Origin of the sequence: Anabaena azotica FACHB-119 (assembly GCF_014697625.1) — a bacterium.
In the GTDB taxonomy this organism is placed as follows: Bacteria; Cyanobacteriota; Cyanobacteriia; order Cyanobacteriales; family Nostocaceae; genus Trichormus; species Trichormus azoticus_A.
The window spans coordinates 76,627-100,004 of sequence record NZ_JACJSG010000023.1; the positions used below are offsets into that span (position 1 = coordinate 76,627).

Sequence of the window (23,378 nt, forward strand, 5' to 3'; positions counted from 1 at the left end):
AGATAGCAGTTATGACAGTTTTGTTGCGCTGTTGTTGCTTTTTTGTGAAAAGTTGCAAATTTTACTCAATCTTTAAGTATTAAGTGGCAAGGGAAGGCTTTCATTAATACTTAATTATGGAAAGAACACCACAACCGGAAATAAAAAATGTTTCTTTCCCCGCTCCCTACTCCCTTTCTTCCAGCTAATATAAACTTTCTGCCCGACAATAAATTTTCTCTGGTGGCTGATTAAAGTATTTAAACAATGCAGGACATAGCCATCCTTCCATATTGTTTTGACTCCAAGCATACCAATTTCCATTATACTCTTCCCTTAACCAACTTAATTCCGCTTGGTAGCCAGGAAAAGGACTAGCAGAAAATAAAAGTTTAAACCCTTCATCAACATGAGGAATCTCTCGAATTAAAAACTCAATCATTTCTGGGACACCACTAACAAATGGTTCCTGAACTAAACCCATACGCTCATCATCAAATACCCAGGTTTGATTGTGTCGATAGGGAAAAATTACCATTATTGAGTTATTCATTGTCAGATAAAGGATGATGAAATTTTTTGTGCGATCGCGTAAAAAAACACCAATACAGTTTATTCTATACAAGAATTTGCTGCTAATTCTTTCATTATGTGCCGTCTACTTGCTTACCTCGGCTCCCCTGTTTCTCTGGAACATTTGTTGTATAAACCAGAACATTCATTGATAGTGCAAAGCTATCAACCCCGTGAAATGACTTCTGGGGTAGTAAATGCGGATGGCTTTGGTGTTGGTTGGTATCATAGTCAAAAAGATACTGAGCCTTTTACCTACAAAAATACTCTCCCTATTTGGAACGATATTAATTTACCTAGTCTGAGCCGTTATGTTGAATCTAGGTGTGTGCTAGCTTATGTTCGGAGCGCTACACCAGGACAAGCCCTAGATTTTGCCAATTGTCAACCCTTTCACTATCAAAAGTTCTTATTTATTCATAATGGACGCATTGAAAATTTTCGCCAAAGCTTACATCGGAAAATCCGTAGTGCTTTAACCCCCGATTTTTACGAACATATCAATGGTAGTACAGACTCTGAACATATATTGGCGTTACTACTTTCCCAAATTGAAAACAATCAACATCGTCCCTTAGAGTTGGTTTTACGTAATACTTTACTTATGCTTGCAGAGATGGCAAAACGCCATCAAGTAGATGCTTCAGCAAATGTAATTTTTAGTGATGGTCAGCGTCTCATCGCCTCTCGGTTTGCTTCCTCTTCCAAACCACCGTCTTTGTATTGGTTAAAAGATGATTTAATGTTTCCCAATTCTGTCATTATTGCATCTGAACCATTATTTGCAGCGAATTGGACTGCTTGCCCAGAAAATAGCATCATCAGTGTAGGAGAAGATTGTGATATCAAAATTGAAAGCATCTAGCCTCAAAGATTATATTGCTTTTGCTTTGGAGGAATGCCGCGATAAAACTCTAAGTTTATTTGTAGATGTGGATGCAGCTACATTTTGTAGTCAAGCTCATCATGATTTTAGCCCTGTAGGTTGGCATTTGGGACACATCGCCTATATAGAATCTTTTTGGGTGTTAGAAAATATGGCAGGTTTACCATGTTTATTTCCCCAATATCATCAGTTATTTGCGGCTGATGGTTTACCCAAATCACAACGAGTTCAACTACCACAAATAGAAGAAGTTATTTATTACTTAAAGACAGTTAGAACAAAAGTTCTTGAATATCTGGAAGTAGCTGATATTCAAGAACAAGAAAGACTGTGGCGATTTTTAATTCAGCATGAAAGCCAACACTGCGAAATTATTCGTATGGTGTTGAAGTTAGTCAACAGTCAACAGTCAATAGTCAATGGTCAACAGTCAATAGTCCATAGTCAACAGTCAATAGTCCATAGTCAACAGTCCATAGTCAATGGTCAACAGTCAATAGTCAATAGTCATGTAGGGGAAATGGTAGAAATTCCCGCAGGTGAGTTTGAGTTGGGTAATGATTCGATGGATGCTTTAGATAATGAGCGTCCTGCACATAGAATTTATTTAGATAGTTATTGGATTGACCGTTATCCGGTAACTTGTGGTGAATATCAGGTATTTATGGAGGCTGGAGGGTATGAAAATCCTCAGTGGTGGTCTGTAGCGGGTTGGGAATGGTTACAGACTGAAGGGGTAATACAACCACTTTACTGGAATAGCGATCGCCTACAACAAAATCACCCAGTCTATGGTGTCAGTTGGTACGAAGCCGAGGCTTATTCCCGGTTTGTTGGTAAACGTCTACCCACAGAAGCCGAATGGGAAAAAGCCGCCAGTTGGGACACTAAAGCCAACCATCACCGCACCTACCCTTGGGGTGAAGACATACCCACACCTCAACATTGTAATTATGATGGGCTAACAACCACCCCAGTCAATGCTTACCCAAAAGGGCAAAGTGCTTATGGTTTATACGACACTTTAGGTAACGTTTGGGAATGGACAGCAACTTGGTTTGATGGTTACAAAGGTTTTGCTAGTTACCCATATAAAGGCTACTCGCAAGTTTATTTTGACCAAAAACATCGCTTGTTAAAAGGTGGTAGTTGGGCGACTCGTCCCTGGGTATTACGTGCTAGTTTCCGCAACTGGTATTATCCCCAAGTTCGGCAAATTTTCGCCGGGTTTCGTTGTGTTAAAGATTAGAGGGTATTTAGTTAGGACTTACGCAACTGGCATATTTTCTCTGTAGGGTGTGTGACTGGCGATAATATTTGAACGTAGTAATCAGACTTGTAGCGTCACGCACCAACCACCAATTGTGACACTTGCGTAAGTCCTGTTAGTAATAGGATTTATACTTGATTTTTGAAACATAGGTATGGTGGGCAATGCCCACCATATCATGGTTTTGGTGGGCAATGCCCACCCTACTATCAAGCCGCAAGTGTTGTGGCGGCGTTTAAATCCCCGTTACAACACGTAATTGCGAATTGCGAATTGCGAATTGGTTTAACCTTTCACGCAAACAACTTGTTTGAGTGTAGCGACAACCTCAACCAAATCAGCTTGATTTTCCATCACTTGGTCAATTGGCTTATAAGCACCGGGAATTTCATCTAAAACTCCAGTATCCTTACGACATTCTACACCCTTAGTTTGCTCAATCAAATCATCGAGAGTATAGACATTTTTTGCCTTATTTCTCGACAATAAACGACCAGCACCATGAGAGCAAGAACAAAAGCTATGGGCATTACCTTTACCTTTGACAATGAAAGATTTTGCTCCCATTGAACCGGGAATAATACCATAATCTTCTGTTTGCGCGCGGACTGCACCTTTACGAGTTACATACACATCTTCGCCAAAATGTACTTCCTTTTCGGCGTAATTGTGATGGCAATTTACTTGCAATAAAGGTTTAGTTTGCTTTCCTCCAGCTAGATGCTTTTCGACGATGCGTTTGAAACGCGCCATCATGACATCACGGTTGACACGCGCATAATCTTGCGCCCATTGTAAATCGTTCCAGTATGCTTGAAATTCTGGTGTCCCAGCGACAAAATAAGCTAAATCAGGGTCAGGTAAATGATTACCAGCTAGTTTTGCTAATTCCTTTGCTGTACTAATATGGCATTGAGCCAAATTATTACCAATATGGCGCGAACCAGAATGTAGCATCAGCCAAACTTGGTTCTCTGTATCTAGGCACACTTCTATAAAGTGATTCAATTTGTTACTAATTGCTTGCTTAATTTATTCAGTCTCCACAACCTCATTTCTATGCTATTTCGACTTCTATTAAGCACTTTCATTCATACATGAAAGTTACAATCGATCAAGTCATTTCTGCTTGATTCTATACCTTCCTTTTCGGTATAGTTCGGAGCATACCTTCATCCTAAATAATTTAGGATGCCCAAGTCCCTCTGCTCTCTACGGGGCGTTTTACCGCTTCCCTCGGTATTAGCAGGTAAATCTTTACCATTTCTCAGCCTTCACCGATTTGGACGAGTTTTGATTACTGTATTACTACAGTAAGGGGCAATCTTTCACCCCCGCCTAGAGAACCCATCTGTCTCATTGCTTTGGTTTGCAAATCTTGCACGCCGGAGTGTAAATTTTTAAAATCACTCCAACGTTGCCAGTTAGAAACAGATTTTTCTACCTCTTTATTTTCATTGAAACCAGTAGGAATTGCTGCTTCAATATCTAGGCGTATTTTCTTTAGTTTGCCTTCTAATTGTTCGCCAGTAAATGGGGTTTTGATGGCGGACATACCGCAACCCACGTCAACACCCACAGCAGCCGGAATTATGGCTTCTTTGGTAGCAATTACAGAACCAACTAAAGCTCCTTTTCCTAAATGAACATCTGGCATTAATGCTACGTGTTTAAACACAAATGGTAGCGATGCCACATTTTTCGCCATTTTGGTTTCTTCATGACCTAGTTCATGATTTGCCCAAGATAATACAGGCGATGGTGTTTGAATTTCTAATTTTTCGTAGGGCATAGTCTGAAAATGGAGAGTAATAAGTAGGGAGTGGGAAATCGCCAAGAAAGTTTGATTCTTTTCGCATAGGCAATTAACTAGCAATATTTGGTGTAATTTTTTCTCTAAATATATGAGTTCAGGACTTACGCAACTGGCACATGGGGTAGGGTGCGTCAGATGTATAAAATCCTTAAATCTGTACGAAATTATTGGGGCTGACGCACCCTACAGTTAGTTTGATTATGACACTTGGGTAAGTCCTATGAGTTTATGTGTAAATTTTGCATAATATCTTGATGAGGCTGGACAATAGCATATTACATATGTAGTATATATGATTTTTAATGTCAAGTCATATTGAAGGACAAGGGGTTAGTTCCACCTGTCATATCTTGTCCGGTAAAAGACTTATCATTAAGACTGCAAGGGGGCAGGGAGCAGGGGGAGAAAGAGTTTTCACCTTTTTGCACAGATGCACCGAATTACAACTAATTAGGCGAGCAAAAATATTTATCAGCCTGTGAAGGAAATTTAATTTTGGCAGACTGATAGCAGGGGACAGGGTAAAGGCTCAAAAGTTGCTTGTGATCAAGATTTGATGAATTATTCTCGTCCTAACCTATGTAGCAACTGAACTACCATAGATGAGGACATTTTGAATGTATGAGTATTTACAAAAATGCAATAGTATTTTTACCTTAAACATTAGGATATTTACTTAGTTGTGTTTGAGTATGTTCCCTATTTCTTGTGACTTCTGTACCGTGGTATTAAATAAATCAGTAAATAATATAACTAAATTTACTTAAGTTTATGCCAGCAGGGAAAAAAACTATTTGGGATACCTTTTTATCTCCTATATTCAGGTTTTTGATTGATGAGGATAAGTTGCGGCGTTACGCTCAAAGTATCAATTGGGAGAAAGAATGCGATCGCCTCCGTAGACATGATGTCATAATTCCCTCGTACTACAGTAGCCAGAACTTTCACGGCATTGAGGGAGGATATCTCAATTGTATTGCAGCCATCAGCTACGACTCAATTACGGAATACGTCACACCACCGAATGAGACTTGGGTGCGTCAAACCTTGATTAATGCGGTAAAAGTCCAGCCAAGACGCATATTAGACTTAGGTTGTGGTACGGGTTCCACCACAATCATGTTAAAACAGGCTTTCCCCCAAGCAGATGTCATCGGTTTGGATTTGTCACCCTATATGCTGGTAAGAGCAGAAGATAAAGCCAAAACTGCGGGTTTAGATATTACTTGGCGACAAGGGAACGCAGAAAAAACCAGTTTTCCCGATGCTTCTTTTGACTTGATCACTGCTGCTTTATTATTTCACGAAACACCTGTGGCAGTATCCCAAGCAATTTTACAAGAATGCTCGCGGTTGTTGGTAACTGGTGGGCAAGTATTAATTCTGGATGGGAGTCAGAAAAGCCTACGTCAATTAGAATGGCTGAATAAGATTTTTGAGGAACCTTACATCCATGAGTATGCTGCTGACAGCGTAGATGCGTGGATGGGTGCGGCTGGGTTTGACAGAGTAAGTACTGAGGATGTGTGGTGGATACATCAGTTAACTAGCGGTGTTAAACCTATTTCCGCAACTGATAGGACTGTTAACGTAAAAGACAGGCAATATTTGCCAGCAATAGATAATAATAATTTGGAGGGTTTAGAATCTCCAGTTTTGGCATAACGGCATGAGTTTAAAGGCAGTCCTGTTTGATTTTAATGGCGTGATCATTAATGATGAGCGCATCCACCTACAATTAATAGATGAGATTCTCGTGCAAGAGAATCTCCAACCCCAGAAAGTGCAAGAACGTCAAGCTTCGTTAGGGCGGAGCGATCGCGCTTGTTTTCAAGAATTACTCGCCAGTCGTGGTAGAGTGGTCAGTGAGGAATATTTAACAGGCTTACTCAACCGCAAAGCCCAAGCCTACGCGCTGGAATTGGAAAAATTAGATAAACTGCCAATATATCCTGGTGTGGAAGACTTGATCTATCAGGTGCGATCGCGTAATCTCAAACTAGGTATAGTTAGTGGGGCGCTACGTACAGAAATTGATTTAGTTCTCAACCGCGCTAAACTAACAGAGTATTTTAAAATTATCGTCGCAGGCGATGACATCACCACGAGTAAACCCCAACCAGACGGCTACTTGTTGGCGATAGAACGCCTAAATCAAGCATATCCTCAATTAAATCTCCAAGCTCAGGAATGCTTGGCAATTGAAGACACCCCAGCAGGTATTGGAGCCGCTAAACGAGCGCAAATGCAGGTTTTAGGCGTAGCCAATACCTACCCCTTCCATATGCTGCAACGCTGCTGTAACTGGACTGTGGATTATCTGAGCGAATTGGAACTAGAGCGAGTACAAGCTGTTTTTTCTGGCAAGGAATCTCAGCCATCTCTCAGCGAATGTTAAAATACTATATGATGGACGAGTGTGATTAACTCAACACTCAACAATTTTAGGGGAATTAGCTCAGTTGGTAGAGCGCTGCGATCGCACCGCAGAGGTCAGGGATTCGAGTTCCCTATTCTCCATCAGGCTGCGCCTTCTAGACGCTGTAAATCTATCTTAACTGTCCTAATGGTATTTAACCGGCAACTGATATGCAAGTGCATCACCAAGCTATTAAGTAGCTTGGTGATAATTTTTTCATTAAACAACCACAATGTGCGTAAAATTGATTGCAGGTTTATTCGCCACAGTGGCAATTTGCACCGCAGCATTAGAGCCTGTACCGTCAACATCAAACAACAGAGCGCCGGTTGTTTGGTTGTAGATCAAGCGATCGCCTGCATCTGCGGCGGCTGAACCCAAGATAAACTGAGATGGGTCTAAATTACCAGCTACAAGTCCACCACCAAACCCAGCAGCATTTACACGAATCTTGTCATCAATAATGCTAAAGTCTGTAATGGTGTCAATACCATCAACGATTGGGGAAGAGAAGCTGAAAATATCTTCTCCGCTACCACCCAGCAGGGTATCATTACCCAGACCGCCATCAAGGTAGTCATTGCCATCGTAGCCATAGATGGTATCATCTGCTGTAGTGCCGATGAGCGTATCAGCTAATGACGTACCATAAATTTCGCTGACATCCTGAAGATTGATTGTGAGAGTTTGTTTGTTACTAGTGTTAGTGCGATCGCTCACAGTAACTTGCAAGGGAATGTTAGGGTTGCTCTCGAAGTCAAGCTCATCACCATCGTTAACGGTAATTTGTCCGCTATTGGCGTTGATGTTAAAAGCCACCTGACCATCGCCATCACGGTCAAGATTACCATCTGTAATTGTCCAGTCGGAGAAGGTGCTAGTGCCATCCACATCAGTAGCAACTAAGCTACCAACCACTGTACCATCACTGCTATTTTCCTTAATGCTCAAGCTTTGTCCTGGGGTAATCACAGGAGCATCATTGATGGAATTAATGGTAATTGACAGAGTTCTAGAAGTTATGCCTAGATTACCATCGTTAACCACCATTGTCAAGGTGTCAGTACCATAAAAATTGGCATTACCCAAGTAAGTTACTCCGGTAGCGTCCGCTAAGATAGCGTTAATCTTGCTGAGTGAACTGGTGAGCGTCACACTGCTACTACCATTGTTGCTGATCTCACTTGCGGTTAAACCACCCAATACATCGCTTCTCACTGTAACTGTACCTTGAGTCACCGTGAGAGTAACAGTCAGGGGGGAAACAGCATCCAGGTCAGTAATTACAAGACCCGAAATTGCCACTGGCACATCTTCTCTGGCTTGACCTAAAGCAGAGTTTGTGGTTAGTGTCACATTACTGAGCTTAAATTTGGACTCAGCCGTGCCAGAATAGTCTCCTATGAAAATGAAATTAGGTTTCTCGTAAGGGTCAGCTAAAGTTTTGCCTTCGGGAGTAGGCGGTTGGAAGGCACTGTAATCACGCAGTCTGCCACTGAGGATAAGATTATTGTTGGCGTAGAGATTGTAATTCCCGTCCAAAATTACTAGGTCATAGCTCACTTGATTAGTGGTAGTGAAATTTACTCCTTCGGCTTGCGTGAGCAAGTTGCTAGCCTGTTGTGCATTATCGTCCTTTGCCCAAATACGGTTTGTCCAGAAGCTAAGTTCGATACCCTGGCGATCGTTGCCTATCACAATTACGCTCATACCAGCATTATCTGCTTTCCCATCACCGTTGCTATCGACAATACCTGATGAGGTATGATTTTCCGAAATCAGTTGAGTATTAAATCTGAGGGTATAACCATGTTTGCGGTCAAGTATAGGGAAGTTTTCATTCACAGGCAGAGAATCTAGGTAAACAACACTTCCGTATCCAGAAATAAAGTCGCTCTCTAGTTTATAGTTGGTATATCCTGATAAGACAGCAATGCTAGATGTATGACTGATACCATCACTTTCAGGGCCTTGCATTGTTAATAAATTACCCTGTCCTCCAGTCATGAACAGATGCGAAAACCAGGGATTGTTAGTGGCAGAATATTGTGATGTAGGAAATTTATTTGGATTATTTCCATCGTACAGAACTAAACTGCCATTGTAGAGATGCCAATTAATCACCGGGACATCGTTGATGGCTGTCACATCAATTGTCCTAGTCACTGAATTACTAGTGCCGCCATCACCATCTGTTAGGGTAAACTCGACGGTACGCGGACTAGTTGAAGGGTTTTCCGAGACGTTGGTGTAAGTAATTGCGTTTAATAAATATCTGACAATTTCTGTTGTGGCATTGGCATTGAGCGTTATTACCAGTGGTTGAGTGCCATTACCTCCACTGAATTGACCAATAGAGGTATTGTTATACATAATAGATGAGCCACTCAGATAGATTTGATTCGATTGGCTAATCATCAGGCGATCGCTATCACTACCACCAGATGTCCAACGAACTGTCAAGATGCCTTGATCAAAGTTAATAGAATCAGAGTCTGTAACGGTGGCATCAGCAGCAATAAAGGTAGCAAAGGTATTTTCAGTATATGAAATATTACTGGTTGGCAAGCTGAGGTTCGGGGCATCACTCACACCAACTTTTAAGGTAACTGTGGCAATATGAGAATCAACAATGCCATCATTGGTTCGATAGGTAAAGCTATCAATACCTTTAAAGCCAGCGTTTGGTGTGTAACTAAAAGAACCATCAGCATTAAACAACAAGCTCCCGTTTTTTGTCCCAGACACAAGAGTTGCTTTTAATGCTGTTTTTTCAGCATCTGTATCATTTGTGAGTACACCAGGCAGTAAATCACCAGATGTAGCGTTGTATCTGACACGGCCTCCGAAACCTTCATAGGAGGGACTACCGACAGTCCTCTCGCGGAAGGTGGCATCAAAGCTAATAATTTCGTTACCAATCCCGTAAATAATTTGGTTGATAGTAAAATCAGCAGTGATCATGTTATAGCCACGACCATCAGTATTCACATCAAAACCAGGCTGATCAGAAATTTGAGATGGGAAACGTGCTGCACCCATATATGTTACGCCTGTTGCCAGTGGTGCGTCATATGGTGCAGCAAATGAGAGATCCCACCATTTGCCAGCAGTTCCAGGCTCAGAGTAACTAACTCGTACAGCATTATTGCTCATTAGGTCAGCGCGTGAGGCTGTAAAATTACCTGTGAGGGGAGTATAGCTGTAATAATCACTTTCACCGATATAGTAACCCCGCGTACCATCTAATATCAGTGAAGTAATTGCAGCACCAGTCGTCAAGGAGGAATTTTCCCCAATTAAATAGGTGTCATTTGTCGCTACTGGTGCTTGATTGGTGCTAATTGCTGTACTCGTCACTTTGATATCATCAATACCAATCCACTCATCTTCCCCATAGGCATCAGTAGTAATGAAGCGTATCTGCACTTGCGACTGATTAGCAACTTCAGATGGTAACAAAACGCTCAAACGTGCTTCCCTGGCTTCATAAGGGTTTGAAGTTGGGGCGTTATTGGAAGCATCAGGGACAAAAGCTGCTGGTAAGTTGATGAAGTTCCCGGTATTACCAAGGCGATACTGCACAGCAACAGATTGAGTTGAGTCGCTTGTTGAGGTATCAATATCTTTGATTGTGAAGTTCAGCCGGAGATTCTGCCGTCCAGTAGCGTTTAAATAAATGACTAAATGCGGTGCTACAGCCGTTGATGACCCGCGCAGGGCAATGGTTGGGTTGCCTTCATAGGTGAACTCCGCCACCCCGGCATTTGTATAGGTACTAGGATCGGTCTGATTAGCATTAACATCAATAGGAGTTGTAGAACCGTCTAGCAAAACTGTTTGTGGGTCAATACTAAACGTAGGGTTGACTAAATTATCGCCTCGGTATCCTCTGATGCTGGGTACGTTTCTCCAGTCATCATCAGTAGTAATCAGGTTTGTGTTTGACCAGTCTTGATTAAAGTCACTCAGTGCTAATTGATGATAAGCAGGGCCGACAGATATAACTGTAATTGAGGCGGTATCTGTATTAATACTAAAAGCATTATCGTCACCATTTTTACCTGTGCTAAAATTACTGCCGTTAAGACCGACGGTTCTATCCCAAGCACGGAATGTAATTGCATTACTGATTTCGCCACTGAAATTAAGCCTGGGTTGGAAGTAAATGCGGGTGTAGGCATCTGCTACTAGCAAACGAGCGTTACTTTCAGACACCGAACCTAAAGGATTCCAGTTTGTGCCACTGTTAGTACTAAACCACCAAGTACCGTCGGTAGTATTGGCGTTGATGATGGCGATACCTGTTAAACCGCCACTGTTGGGGTCGGAAACGTTAGTATTTGTACTGACTAGGGAAGATACTAAAGTACCAACTGCTCCCGAAGGTGCGCCTGTATTTTCGTTGACGGCATTGAGGGTGACGATGGTATCAAATAAAGTGGGTGCTGTGTTAGTAGGCGCAGGCGGTACTGAGTTAGAAACGCCGACAAAGCGTGCTACTGCAAAGGAGCCATTAATTCCACCGACAACAACTAGTTTACCATCCGATTGAGTAGCTAAAACATCAATCTCATCGTATTGACTGTTAATGGGAGTGGCAACTTGACCACCTGTGCCAAAGCTATTATCTAAAGTGCCATCAGGATTGTAAGCTAACAGAACAGTGGTGCGACTCAGGTTGTTATTAGGATTTTCCACATAGCCAGCGACAACAATTTTACCATTTACCTGAATCGACAAACTATTGGCGCGATCGCTAGTGCTATTGCTCAGAGGTGTAATTACTTTACCACCATTGCCAAAGTTAGCGTCTAGAGTGCCATCTACATTAAAACGGGCAATGGCTAAGTCATCTTGATTAGAGCTACTACCATTGACATACTTCCATACTCTGCCAGCAACTACAATTTTGCCATCAGGGGCGATCGCCATGCTGTGAATTTCTTCACCGGATATACCGATGGCAGCTTGAACTCTCCCACTATTACCAAAGCTATTATCCAAGCTACCATCAAGGTTATAGCGTGTGAGGGCAAAATCACTACTACTACCACTACCAACTTTGCCCCCTACCAAAATCTTACCATCAGTCCCAATCGCCACGGCATAGCCATTTGTACCATTTACCCTCCCACCATTCCCAAAGCTGGTATCTAGACTGCCATTGGTGTTGTAGCGTAGCAAAACATAATCTGCGTTCCCATTGCCGATATACCCAGCTAAAATAATCTTGCCGTCTGGCTGAACTAACAGCTTGCGACCGAAGTCTGCGCCAAAGTTGGTAATAATAGTACCACCGTTACCAAAGCTGCTATCCAAGCTACCGTTAGGGTGATAACGAGCTAGAGCAAAATCTGGTTGGTTAGGTTGGGTACTGTCCCAAATATACCCAGCAACCACAATCTTACCATCGGGCTGAAGCACAACGCTATATCCGTCTTCCGCGCCGCTACCAACAGAAGTGTTAACGATACCTGCATTGCCAAAACTGGTATCTAAACTACCGTCTATATTGTAGCGAGCTAAATCAAACTGACCATAACCACCGAAGACAACAATTTTGCCATCCGTCTGAATAGCGACGCTGCGAGCATAACGATTAGCAGTAGTGGTTACTATACCAGCATTACCAAATCCCACATCGAGTTCCCCAGGGTTAGATGTGAGCTTGATAGTAATGTTTTGGTTGGCACTAGTGGCAATACCATCGCTGACGTTGACTTGCAAATTGATGGTAGAGTTAATTCTGGGGTCAAGGTCATCAATGTCGTTGATAATCAACTGTCCGGTATTGGGGTTAAGACGGAAGGCTCGATTACCATCACCATCTAGGTCTAGATTACCACTAGCGATCGCCCAGTTAGAAAAGGTAGTATTGCCATCAACATCTGTAGCAGTTAAAGTCCCAATGACTGTACCATTGCTGGCATTCTGGGGAATGGTGAAAGGATTAATAGGTGTAACTACAGGTGCATCGTTGACAGGATTAACTGTAATTGAGGCTGTGTCAATAGCAGTACTAAAAGCTGTGGAGCCACCATTCGTAGTTGTACTAGCCAACCCACCATTTGTGCCACTAGTTTGATCCCAAGCGCGGAAGGTAATGGCGTTGTTGATAGTGCCGTTGAAGTTGGCATTAGGCTGAAAGTAAAGACGTGTACTAGCATTTGCAGCCAACAGACGGGCGCTGGTACTGGATACTGTACCAAGTTGATACCAGTTTACGCCATTATTAGTAGTATACCACCAACTACCAAAGCTAGTCGCGGCAGCAGTCACGGCTATGCCAGTCACTGCTCCACTATTGGGGTCACTGACATTGTTACCTAAACTCACCAAAGAGGAAACTAGAGTACCCACTACCCCGGATGGTGCGATCGCATCTTCGTTGACTGAATTGAGGCTAACAACGGTGTCGATGAGTGTAGGCGCAGTATTTGTCGATGTGCTACTACCAGAGGTGAAAGAGTAGTTGAGAATGATATTGCCTGTATTACTACTAAACCCATCTACAGCAATATGATAAGTAGTCCCCGCAGTGACTGCAAAACTAACTCTACTAGCCGTACTTCCACTAATATCATCGTTGGAGGTAACAAGAGTTAAATTGTTGACAGCACTACCTCTATAAACGAAAAGATAGGTATCAAAATTGCTACCTATAGTGTCAAAAGTAACGTTTCCCGAAGCGGGAGCAGTCCAACTCCACCAGATAGAGTTGGTACTTCCTGACTGAGTAGGCTCACCTATTTCACTTGTGGCTCCGACATTATTACCTGTACTACTACCTACGTTACCAGTAAGTATAATTCTGTTAGCAAAATTGTCATTTGCAGAGGGTAAAACAAAGTTATAAGCCTCTAAAATTTCTGGCTGAAATATGGGAACAGTTGCTACCTCACCTCGCCTGATTTCTAACTGCCAATCCCCGCCTAAAGCCGCATTCCCAGTCAGGTTGGCAGAAGCCGCAATACTAGCTTTTGTCAACTTGTGCAACTTGTCAATAAATTCTGCTCCTGCGTCTTTTGCAGCAATATTGCAACCATAAAGTAACAGAGAAGGAGAAATGCACAGATGGCTAGATGCGGAAAACCAGGTTTGTAAATCCTGGGTATATCGTTGCAATGTATTTAAGCTAAGTTGAGTATTACCTAAGTAGAGGCAACCAGGGGAACCGTGAGAAATAATATGTACATTTTCAACTCTACGATACTGTGATAATAATTGAGTAATTTGCTCTACTCCATCCCGATGTTGATCAAGGATTACTGTCTCAGTTTTAGTGACAATGGCATCTAATAATTTTTGGTAACTTGTGACTGCATGGTCAATGAAAATAATGGGTGTGGTTGCAATATTCATTGTATTATTCTCATGAGTTAATTGGGAGTTTTCATAACCATAAAAACTCGCTGTTTATATCGGAAAGATTGGATTTTAGGCAATTAGAAACGATGAGCCAGTAATCTATTTAATAACTCAGCTAGATTTATACATTTGAATAAAAATCTTTAAACAAAAGAATCACAGCAGTTATCCTAATGATATTTTGCAGAGATTCAGTATTAATTTCATCGATATATTTTCTGAAATCCTATTAAGATACTGTGAAGAGTTTTCAACGAGAGATATTGCTATGCGTTTGTCATTTTCAGGGAACAATTGATACAGATACATAAGTAGGGAGGCTGCATCCCTACAGCTGATTCATTTATTACAAACATTTTGGGAAATGGTATTAGTGAGGTACATCTCGTTAAGATTAGAAGCTAGGCAGGGTGTACTTTATTTGATGAGAAATTGCTATACTACAAATCACCCAAACAAATCAAGTTTTGTAGTTAATACAAATTTTATACAACATTGACTCTTGCAGGAATTATGCAACTGGCACTTAGGGTAGGGTGCGTCAGATGTGGAAAATTCACAGAATGTATACGAAATTATTCGGGCTGACGCACCCTACTGGCGTGACCGGACTAATTTTGTGCATTAGCCAACAATCTATCATCTTGTTCATCTGCGTTCATCTGCGTTCATCTGCGTTCAATTTTCCCCAAACCTATTGCCACATTTTAGTCCGGTCACGCTACTACAGTTAGTTTAATTATGACTTGGTGTCTCGTCAAACTGCACCATCATCAGCACAGCTGGCGCATCACCTACTGTTCCAGATAGATGACCTTTATTGCTAATAAATCACCCTTGAGATAGGAGTTTTTAATTTATTTGTAAGATAAGAGTTACTAAGAATAGTTTTGTGTAAATAAATTTGCCAAGTGAAAACTTAATAATAAGTTATGTATTTATCGTAATTCCGAGGGTTAAAGACCCCTACGTCTGTACGTAGCAAATTTTCAGTTGGGGTTTAAATCCCCAACTGTTCGCGTAGCGTGCCGTAGGCAAAATGTCTTTAATGCGCGAATGCGTGAATTTTGAATTGTTAACAAGGTTTAATTAACATTAAAACGTCAGGCGATCGCTAGGAGAAAGCAATGTTCTCTCTGCCTCTCAATAACCAAAATCTCCCATACCCCGACCCCATACACCCGATAGTTGTCCATTTTGTAATAGCGATGGTGCTTTTCTCCTTCGTTTGCGATGTATTAGGTTACTTTACTGGCAATGTACGTTTGTTTGAGGTCAGTTTTTGGAATATATTTGTGGCGGCGATCGCCATTTTTGTCGCCATCATTTTTGGACAGTTTGAAGCAGGGTTAGCGCAAGTGTATCCAGCAGTTCAGCCCACACTAAATTTTCACACAATCATGGGTTGGTCACTAGGGGCGATCGTTGCCATGATTACAGCTTGGCGGTTCGTGATTCGCAATCGCAACCCCCGCAAAGTTCCGCCTGCTTACCTTGGTGCAGCAACGTTCTTGGTATGTCTAGTGTTATTGCAAGTATATTTAGGCAGTAAGCTGTTTTGGGTATATGGCTTGCACGTTGAGCCAGTGGTTGAAGCGATGCAGCAGAGGATATCGCCATGAACTCGCAACTAATTGACTCTTTAAAATTGAGATTAGGCATTAACGGGCTACCCTACGAAATTCCCATACACCCAAAACTGGTGCATTTGACATTAGGCTTATTTATTATTGCCATCTTGTTTGACATAGCAGGGGCAATTTTTCCGATAGAAAGACCCATCTTTAAATTCTTGGGTTTGACTGCTTTGCGTTCTGGCTTCTTCAATGTTGGCTGGTATAACCTGATAGGAGCATCTATTGTCACTTTTTTTACTGTTGCATTTGGTTTTTTTGAGTTAATACTGGCAAACCCACCAATTAATCAAAAAAGTGATTGGGGGTTAAATGCCTCTATGACAATGGTTTTGCATGGTTTGGGTGGGATTTTGTTATTGGGAGCGATCGCTGCCATGACCTGGTGGCGAGGTTTACAACGCTACCACTGGCGCAAGAATGAATCTAGACAGGTGCAATGGAGTTACTTGTTAGTAGGTGTGGCAATGTTCGGAATTTTGTTTGTCCACGGAACTTTAGGAGGGCAATTAGGCTCAGAGTTCGGGATTCACGTTACGGCTGCTAAGTTAGTCCAACAGGGAGCAAACCCAAGCTTACTACCCAAATAAAGGAAAGTATTCTAAGTTTATGCCGAGATTTTTAGAATATTTATTGATAGCTGGTTATATTGCGGTTCTGCTCGTTGTCAGTCATTGGATTGGGCAATGTGCTTATAATTGGATGCCTGTGGAAGCTACCGAAGAAGCGCAAAAGGTAGACAGTCTGTTTAGCTTCTTAACCTCAATTGGTGCGTTTATTGTCCTTGGGCTTCTAGGAATGATGGTGTATTCGGTACTCTTCTTTCGCGCACCCAAAAATGACTACAGCGAGGGACACCCATCTAGAGGAGATATTAGGCTAGAGATTTTATGGACGGCGGCTCCAACCTTACTAGTTTTGTGGATTGCTTTCCAAGGCTTCAATATTTATCAGCAATTAAATATTCTAGGTTTAGGGCAAATCGTACATTTGCATACACCGCTAGAATTAGAAGCACCAGCCTATGCCAGTGATGATAAACCTAAACCATCTGCAGAAACCATAGATGTTTTTGTCAAGCAGTGGGATTGGTCTTTTCGGTATCCCAATAATGTTATTAGTAATGAATTACATTTACCTGTAAATCTTCGTACTCGCCTCAATCTGCAAGCCAAGGATGTACTCCATAGTTTTTACGTGCCTGAGTTCCGCTTACAGCAATATATAGTCCCTGGACGCGATATTGACCTTGTAGTGACCCCCACTCGCACAGGCGAATACAAGCTCAAAGACGCTTTATTTAGCGGTACTTACTTTGCTTTGTTGGAAGCCAATGTATACATTGAATCTCCCCAGCAATATAACCAGTGGCTGAGTAAAGTCCAACGCGAACCAGCAAGTATGAAAAATCAGGCGGTGGCTGAGTATATGCAGCCGCCAAAAACAATGTTTAAGAGCAACTGGTACACTGTCGCACCAGAGCAAAGTGCGATCGCCGAGGAAAGGAAAGTAATGAATGACACATAATACTAGTGATAATATTACGCAGAATAGAGAGCCTGAAAACCAATCCGAGAATAACTGGCGGCAATACTTCGGCTTCAGCACAGACCATAAAGTGATCGGCGTTCAGTACATGGTGACGACGTTCATCTTCTTCTTGATTGGCGGACTCTTAGCCATGCTCATCCGTGCTGAACTAATTACGCCACCGTCAAATGTAGTAGATCGTCCCCTGTACAACGGCTTGTTCACCTTGCACGGGACAATCATGATTTTTTTATGGATTATCCCCTTTAATGCAGGTATCTCTAACTACTTAGTACCACTAATGATTGGGGCGCGGGATATGGCGTTTCCTCTACTCAACGCCATCTCTTTCTGGATGATTCCCCCAAGTGGGCTTTTGTTAATATCTAGCTTCTTGCTACCCAATGGTACAGCACAATCCGGCTGGTGGTCTTATCCACCAATTAGTCTGCAAGTTCCTCCAGGTCAACCAATTAACGGCGAATTTATATGGATTGTCAGTATAGTCCTAATTGGCATCTCCTCAATTATGGGGGCTGTTAACTTTGTCACCACCATTTTTTGGATGCGCGCCCCAGGAATGACATTTTTCCGAATGCCTGTGTTCGTTTGGTCTGTTCTCAGCGCCCAACTGTTGCAGCTAATTAATTTACCTTCCCTCACAGGTGCATTAATCCTACTGTTATTTGACCTCAGTTTAGGCACGCAATTCTTCAAACCCTTAGAAAATGGCGACCCAATTATTTATCAACATTTATTTTGGTTCTACTCCCACCCAGCAGTTTATATCATGGCACTGCCAGCCTTTGGTATTTTTGCCGAGGTTCTACCAGCCTTTTCCCGTAACCCCCTATTTGGCTATCGGTCATTAGCTATTGCCTCTTTAGGCATCGCCTTAGTCAGCATCTTTGTATGGGTACATCATATGTTCACCAGCGCCACCCCTGGCTGGATGCGGATGTTATTTATGGTGACATCGATGTTAGTTGCTGTGCCTACTGGTGTTAAGGCATTTGGCTGGACTGCCACAATTTGGAAAAGTAAGCTGCACTTGGAAACACCCATGCTATTTGCTATGGGAGGTGCAGCCATGTTTCTGCTTGGTGGTGTCACTGGTGTGATGTTAGCAGCAGTACCATTTGATCTCCACGTCCACAATACATACTTTATAGTGGGACACTTCCACTACATTGTCTTTAACACCATCACGATGGCAATCTTTGCCGCCATCTACTTCTGGTTTCCCAAGATTACCGGACGGATGTACGCTGAAGGTTGGGGTAAATTGCATTTCTGGTTGACCTTTATTGGTGCTAACCTAACCTTCTTTCCCATGCTCCCACTAGGTTTACAGGGAATGGTACGCCGCATTTCCTCCTATGACCCACGTTATCAAGGATGGAATATTATCGCTAGTTTAGGCGGCTTCTTGTTAGGAGTATCCATACTACCTTTTATTGCCAATATGGTGGGTTCTTGTTTATACGGACAAAGAGCAAGTAATAATCCCTGGCTTGCTACTGGGTTGGAATGGACGACTACCTCACCACCACCACGCGACAACTTTGCAGAAATTCCGATTGTCAAAAGACCACCCTACGATTATGGCGATCCTAAATATTCAGTTATTGAACCTCCTGACTATCATCAGCAAGAAAATTAATACAAATTGATAATTAAAAAGTTAAATGCAGAAAGTAATTTCCATTAAAAAATCCAAAATGGTTTATCAGTTGCTGGATAGATTAAGACATCTGAGATATTGTACTTTTTCAATCAGAGAATGGTGGGCAATGCCCACCCTACAAAACTACAAAACTAATACCAATCCCCAGTCCCCAGTCCCCAGTCCCCAGAACCTATGAACCGTGGCGTAATTCATGTAGATGAAAGTCCCATCCGTTTAGAACGGTGGCGCAAATACCTACCAAATTGGCTCAAGCGTTTCCTCCCAACCCGTGGTGGACGTTCCCAAGATCATCATGGCAAAGCAATTTTCGGATTTACCGTGTTTCTGTTATCAGAAAGTATAGTTTTTTTGAGCTTTATTTTTACTTATGTCGGTCTGCGATTAACACATTCAGGCAATTGGCTACCACCTGGTATTTCCGGGCCAAAGTTGTCTACTTTTGTAATTATTAACACGGTAGTCTTACTATCGAGTAGCTTTGTCATTCAACCCGCAGAAAATTCTCTCCAGCATCATCAGCTAAATAAATTTCGTTGGCTATGGCTGATTACAATATGTATGGGAACTTATTTCTTAATTGGTCAAGGAATTGAATGGAGCAACCTTGATTTTGGCTTAAGTACAGGATTAGTTGGTGCTACGTTCTATGTATTAACAGGTTTTCACGGACTGCACGTTCTTACTGGTGTGATTTTGCAAATAATTATGCTTGTCCGCTCCTTCATTCCCAGTAATTATGATAAAGGTCATTTCGGTGTGAGTGCTACCACTTTCTTTTGGCATTTTGTTGATATAGTTTGGGTATTTTTATTCTCCCTTCTCTATGTTTGGCAACCATAAAAATATTTAAAAATTAGTGATTTTTAGGAGTGATTTGATGAAGTTATTAGCACAAGAATTACCATCTCCAAAAGCAATTCAAGAAACTCCCGTCCCTGGAAAAAATCAAGACCCCCTGATTGCCAAAGGGTTGCAGAAAGAACAGTACATCGGGATTATTGGATTAGCGATCGCCCTAGTCGCGGCTGTAGGATTTTTTAGCCGCAGATTTGAATACGCTATTATCTTCGCCTTTTTTCTGAGCGGTATTCTCATTGCTTTCTTCTTATTTGTGTAGCCGATTAGTCATTAGTCCATAGTCAACAGTCTATAGTCAACAGCAGGAGCCTGAAGGCAGAAATATTTAATTTTGAATTTTGAATTTTGAATTGATTACTCACCACTCCCTTCTTATGAACAAACCAGTTTATCAAACTTTGATTCTCGGTGGTGGTTTTACCGGATTATTTACCGCCTTACATTTAGCACATGAACACTATCCTCGTTCGGTGATTTTAATTGATCAGAATGAGCGATTTTGTTTTAAGCCATTGCTTTACGAATATTTCGATGGCGAGATGAATACCATTCAAGTAGTACCGCGTTTTTCGGAATTACTTAAAGGTAGTGGTGTCATCTTTGTGCAAGATACATTACAGTCAATAGACCTACATCAACGGGAAGTAAAATTAGCTTCGGGTAACTCCTACAATTACAGCAATTTAGTATTAGCTTTAGGTAGCGTTACTGGTTATCATCATGTTGCTGGTGCGAGAGAGAATGCTTTTCCTTTTTGGACACAAGCTGATGCGATCGCACTAGACCGTCATTTACGTGACTGCTTACAAAAAGCCGTGCAAACCGATGATATGGAACAACGTCGCCAATTATTAACAGTAGTTGTGGTTGGTGGTGGTGCTTCCGGTGTGGAAATGGCAGCAACTTTAGCAGATTTTCTTCCCCATTGGTATGGTGCTTTAGGCGGTAATGCTGCGGAAATTCGGATAATTCTCCTCAATCATGGTCAAGAAATTCTTGATGGTGATATTAATGATCCCTTGCGTCCCATTGCCCAGAAAGAATTACAAAAACGTAGTATCCCAGTTGAAATTCTCACAGGAGCAGAAGCCACTGCGGTTCATCCCCATGCAATTGAATATAAAAGCAATGATGAAATTAAAACATTGGCGACACATACGACAATTTGGACAGCTGGTACTTCTAACCATCCCCTAATTCAAGAGTTACCAATTCCTCAAGAACATCGAGACCATCATGGTCGTCCTCTAGTCACTTCCACAATGCAATTGCTTGATTTTCCCGAAGTTTTTGCAGGTGGTGATTGTGCAGCAGTTCAAGATAATTCACTACCACCGACAGCCCAAGTAGCTTATCAACAAGGAGCAAATATTGCGCGGAATTTGAAAGCACTGGCTTTAGGGGAAGAACCCAAACCTGCCAAGGTGAACATCCGGGGAACTTTATTAAAATTAGGGTTAAATGATGCTGCTGCTAACTTATTCAATGTTTTTGAAGTTGCAGGCGAACCCGCGCACTTAATTCGTCAAGGCACTTATTTAACATTATTGCCAACCCCAATTCATGACTTTAAAGCGACTACAGAATGGTTAGATGAAGAGGTATTTCATCACCATCTCGATTCTCACGATGTAGGTAAAAAAGTTGTGCAGGCGGTGGAATTAGTTGGTGCTGGAGTTGTGGGTGTTTTAGTGGCAAGGAAGTTATTACAAATGTTGGGAGATGAGGAGAAAAAATAGGGCGTGAAGATGATTTTTTTGATAAGAAGGACATTTATTAATGACTACGCCTAGTCAAATTGATGTACAAGTAAAAAGAGTTAGAGCTATTGGCTTAACGGTAATACCATTTCTGTATGAAGATGCGCTAAATTATCAAATTGGGTGCATTTCGCATAGACATGATGGGTCTGAAATTGCAAGTGGAAATTAATCTGCTTTAACTTGATCAAACAACAACGGATGTGGCGGGAGTCTCCAGGGGATGCTAGATGATCAACGCTGTGTAGAGCTTGCATCAGGCTGAAGAAGAATTGGTATTCCTCCCTGACTGGAGCCAACAATAATAATTAACGATGGCACAAATGCAGTTGCGGTTGTTCCTTGGAGCGTGACCACAACGCCACCATTGTAGTCAGAAAAAGAGCCGAGGGGCATCCGGTTCTTAAAGCTCATCGAGTATCCGAAGCGATAGCTGGATTTGGTGAGAAGCCTACACTGTATGCGATAGCATCAGTGTAGTGGACTGGCAAGGCTAAAATGTGGCAATAGGTTTGGATAAATTTGAACGCAGATGAACGCAGATGAACGCAGATGAACAAGATGATAGATTTTTCGCTAATGCACAAGTTTAGGCTTGCCACGCCAGTAGGAGTATGTCACGAATTTTTTGTGCATCAGCACCTAAGCAAGGGCCAATTGGTTGAGATGGTAGTTGCTCGCCTGTGTACTTTCTGTTAAGAAAATAGCCAATCGGCTTCGGTATAGAGACCCCACGCCCAGCATTTGGAGCAATGAAGGGTAGCGGCGAAATATTAGGAGACGTAATTGCTCTAGTAATCCCTGCTACCACATGGGAAGCACTCCAGTGAAGTTGTTACTTAATACCCGTATGTGAAGCAGTTAACTCAACTGTTTTCCGAATGGAGAACTTTCAAGGCAATTTCTGCTGGATGAGTTACTCCATTACCTGCTAACATGGCTTTCTCCTGTCTGCGAAGCACAATCATACCGCGAGAGCGATTTGATGAGGAATCCTTATCAACGCAAGCAGCATATAAACGTTGAATTGGACATTTCCAAAACCGGGTATAGCGTTTGGGATTTGTATCTGCGATGGTGACTTCTTGAGTCTTAGGGTCATAGTCTGCCAATAAGGAGAAGTGACCGCCTTCTAAACTAGGGTTTTCATGAGCAATACGAGTGTTAAAGTTAAGAATGTGAACATCAGATTCATTACAAACGGCGCTTTCTACTTCACGGATGAAGGCTTCAAGTGTCATACTCGGTTTATCAAAATGCTCTATCCGAATCGATAGAGGTATTCCTTTTCTTTCAATGTAAGTTTTGCAGGTGTCGTAGGTTTCTGCTAATGTCATGCCATCATCTAAAACTGATGATATCGGCAGTTGGGTAGTATAAAAAATCTCATCAACAGTTGTCAGATATCCCAGTGCAGTGAAGGCATAGGCGATCGCTGTAACATTACAACAGTAAATAGGTTGCTGAAACTGATGTAGTTGGATGATTTCTAAATCTCGCTTAGAAATTTGAGATAGATTATCTAAATCCATTTCTTTACTCCTTTGTTACATATATTAATTTAGAGCGATGTTGGAAAACATCTGTTTTCA

General features: G+C 41.9%; 16 protein-coding genes, 1 tRNA gene and 2 pseudogenes. 12 read left to right on the forward strand and 7 right to left on the reverse strand.

The genetic code is table 11. The features are described from left to right. Positions 1–184: 184 nt before the first annotated feature. A complete protein-coding gene (locus H6G83_RS17520) occupies positions 185–532 on the reverse strand; it encodes a DUF6717 family protein (protein WP_190474605.1) in 348 nt (115 codons plus the stop codon). Between the two features lie 96 nt (positions 533–628). Between H6G83_RS17520 and egtC the strand changes: the two genes are divergently transcribed. Together egtC and egtB are read left to right on the forward strand one after the other, a co-directional pair. Then, the gene (gene egtC / locus H6G83_RS17525) at positions 629–1,417 is read left to right on the forward strand and encodes an ergothioneine biosynthesis protein EgtC (RefSeq protein ID WP_190474607.1); all 789 of its coding nucleotides are present in this window, start codon (positions 629–631) and stop codon (positions 1,415–1,417) included. Further along, a complete protein-coding gene (gene egtB, locus H6G83_RS17530; protein ID WP_190474609.1) occupies positions 1,392–2,687 on the forward strand; it encodes an ergothioneine biosynthesis protein EgtB in 1,296 nt (431 codons plus the stop codon). Before egtC ends, egtB begins: the two co-directional genes overlap by 26 nt. 306 nt (positions 2,688–2,993) lie before the next feature. Here the strand turns inward: egtB and H6G83_RS17535 are convergent. Next, positions 2,994–3,713, reverse strand: a pseudogene (locus H6G83_RS17535) (RtcB family protein); the annotation flags it as partial. A gap of 325 nt (positions 3,714–4,038) precedes the next feature. After that, positions 4,039–4,500 (reverse strand): annotated as a pseudogene (locus tag H6G83_RS17540) (RtcB family protein); the annotation flags it as partial. Positions 4,501–5,295: 795 nt separating this feature from the next. Here H6G83_RS17540 and H6G83_RS17545 point away from each other — a divergent pair. From H6G83_RS17545 to H6G83_RS17555, 3 genes are all read left to right on the forward strand, one after another. Beyond that, positions 5,296–6,189, forward strand: coding sequence for a class I SAM-dependent methyltransferase (locus tag H6G83_RS17545; protein WP_190474611.1), 894 nt, complete (start codon positions 5,296–5,298; stop codon positions 6,187–6,189). A 4-nt stretch (positions 6,190–6,193) separates the two neighbouring features. After that, on the forward strand, positions 6,194–6,922 hold the full coding sequence (locus H6G83_RS17550) for an HAD family hydrolase (RefSeq protein WP_190474613.1): 729 nt from the start codon (positions 6,194–6,196) through the stop codon (positions 6,920–6,922). A 49-nt stretch (positions 6,923–6,971) separates the two neighbouring features. Further along, positions 6,972–7,044: transfer RNA gene (locus H6G83_RS17555), tRNA-Ala, on the forward strand. A 118-nt stretch (positions 7,045–7,162) separates the two neighbouring features. Here H6G83_RS17555 and H6G83_RS17560 read toward each other — a convergent pair. Further along, a complete protein-coding gene (locus H6G83_RS17560) occupies positions 7,163–14,308 on the reverse strand; it encodes a DUF4347 domain-containing protein (protein ID WP_190474615.1) in 7,146 nt (2,381 codons plus the stop codon). 1,133 nt (positions 14,309–15,441) lie between these two features. On the opposite strand from H6G83_RS17560, the gene H6G83_RS17565 reads away from it, so the two are divergent. The 7 genes from H6G83_RS17565 to H6G83_RS17595 all read left to right on the forward strand — a co-directional run bounded on the left by H6G83_RS17565 (position 15,442) and on the right by H6G83_RS17595 (position 21,765). Continuing rightward, a complete protein-coding gene (locus H6G83_RS17565) occupies positions 15,442–15,936 on the forward strand; it encodes a DUF2231 domain-containing protein (protein ID WP_190474617.1) in 495 nt (164 codons plus the stop codon). Beyond that, positions 15,933–16,538: a DUF2231 domain-containing protein gene (locus tag H6G83_RS17570; RefSeq protein WP_190474618.1), complete on the forward strand. Its 606-nt coding sequence runs from the start codon at positions 15,933–15,935 to the stop codon at positions 16,536–16,538. Before H6G83_RS17565 ends, H6G83_RS17570 begins: the two co-directional genes overlap by 4 nt. Positions 16,539–16,557: 19 nt before the next feature. Further along, positions 16,558–17,475, forward strand: coding sequence for a cytochrome c oxidase subunit II (locus H6G83_RS17575; protein WP_190474620.1), 918 nt, complete (start codon positions 16,558–16,560; stop codon positions 17,473–17,475). Then, on the forward strand, positions 17,465–19,141 hold the full coding sequence (locus tag H6G83_RS17580) for a cytochrome c oxidase subunit I (protein WP_190474622.1): 1,677 nt from the start codon (positions 17,465–17,467) through the stop codon (positions 19,139–19,141). The genes H6G83_RS17575 and H6G83_RS17580 overlap by 11 nt, the downstream gene beginning before the upstream one ends. 198 nt (positions 19,142–19,339) lie before the next feature. Beyond that, positions 19,340–20,008, forward strand: coding sequence for a cytochrome c oxidase subunit 3 (locus H6G83_RS17585; RefSeq protein ID WP_190474624.1), 669 nt, complete (start codon positions 19,340–19,342; stop codon positions 20,006–20,008). Between the two features lie 37 nt (positions 20,009–20,045). Further along, a complete protein-coding gene (locus tag H6G83_RS17590) occupies positions 20,046–20,285 on the forward strand; it encodes a hypothetical protein (RefSeq protein WP_190474626.1) in 240 nt (79 codons plus the stop codon). 115 nt (positions 20,286–20,400) lie between these two features. After that, positions 20,401–21,765: an NAD(P)/FAD-dependent oxidoreductase gene (locus H6G83_RS17595; protein WP_190474628.1), complete on the forward strand. Its 1,365-nt coding sequence runs from the start codon at positions 20,401–20,403 to the stop codon at positions 21,763–21,765. 255 nt (positions 21,766–22,020) lie between these two features. On the opposite strand, the gene H6G83_RS17600 is transcribed toward H6G83_RS17595, so the two are convergent. From H6G83_RS17600 to H6G83_RS17610, 3 genes are all read right to left on the reverse strand, one after another. Continuing rightward, entirely contained in the window at positions 22,021–22,182 is a 162-nt protein-coding gene (locus H6G83_RS17600) for a hypothetical protein (RefSeq protein ID WP_190474631.1), read from the reverse strand. A 193-nt stretch (positions 22,183–22,375) separates the two neighbouring features. Next, complete coding sequence (locus H6G83_RS17605; protein WP_190474633.1) at positions 22,376–22,597, reverse strand: hypothetical protein; 222 nt, start codon at positions 22,595–22,597, stop codon at positions 22,376–22,378. A gap of 55 nt (positions 22,598–22,652) precedes the next feature. Then, a complete protein-coding gene (locus H6G83_RS17610; protein ID WP_190474635.1) occupies positions 22,653–23,318 on the reverse strand; it encodes a phytochelatin synthase family protein in 666 nt (221 codons plus the stop codon). Positions 23,319–23,378 lie beyond the last annotated feature (60 nt).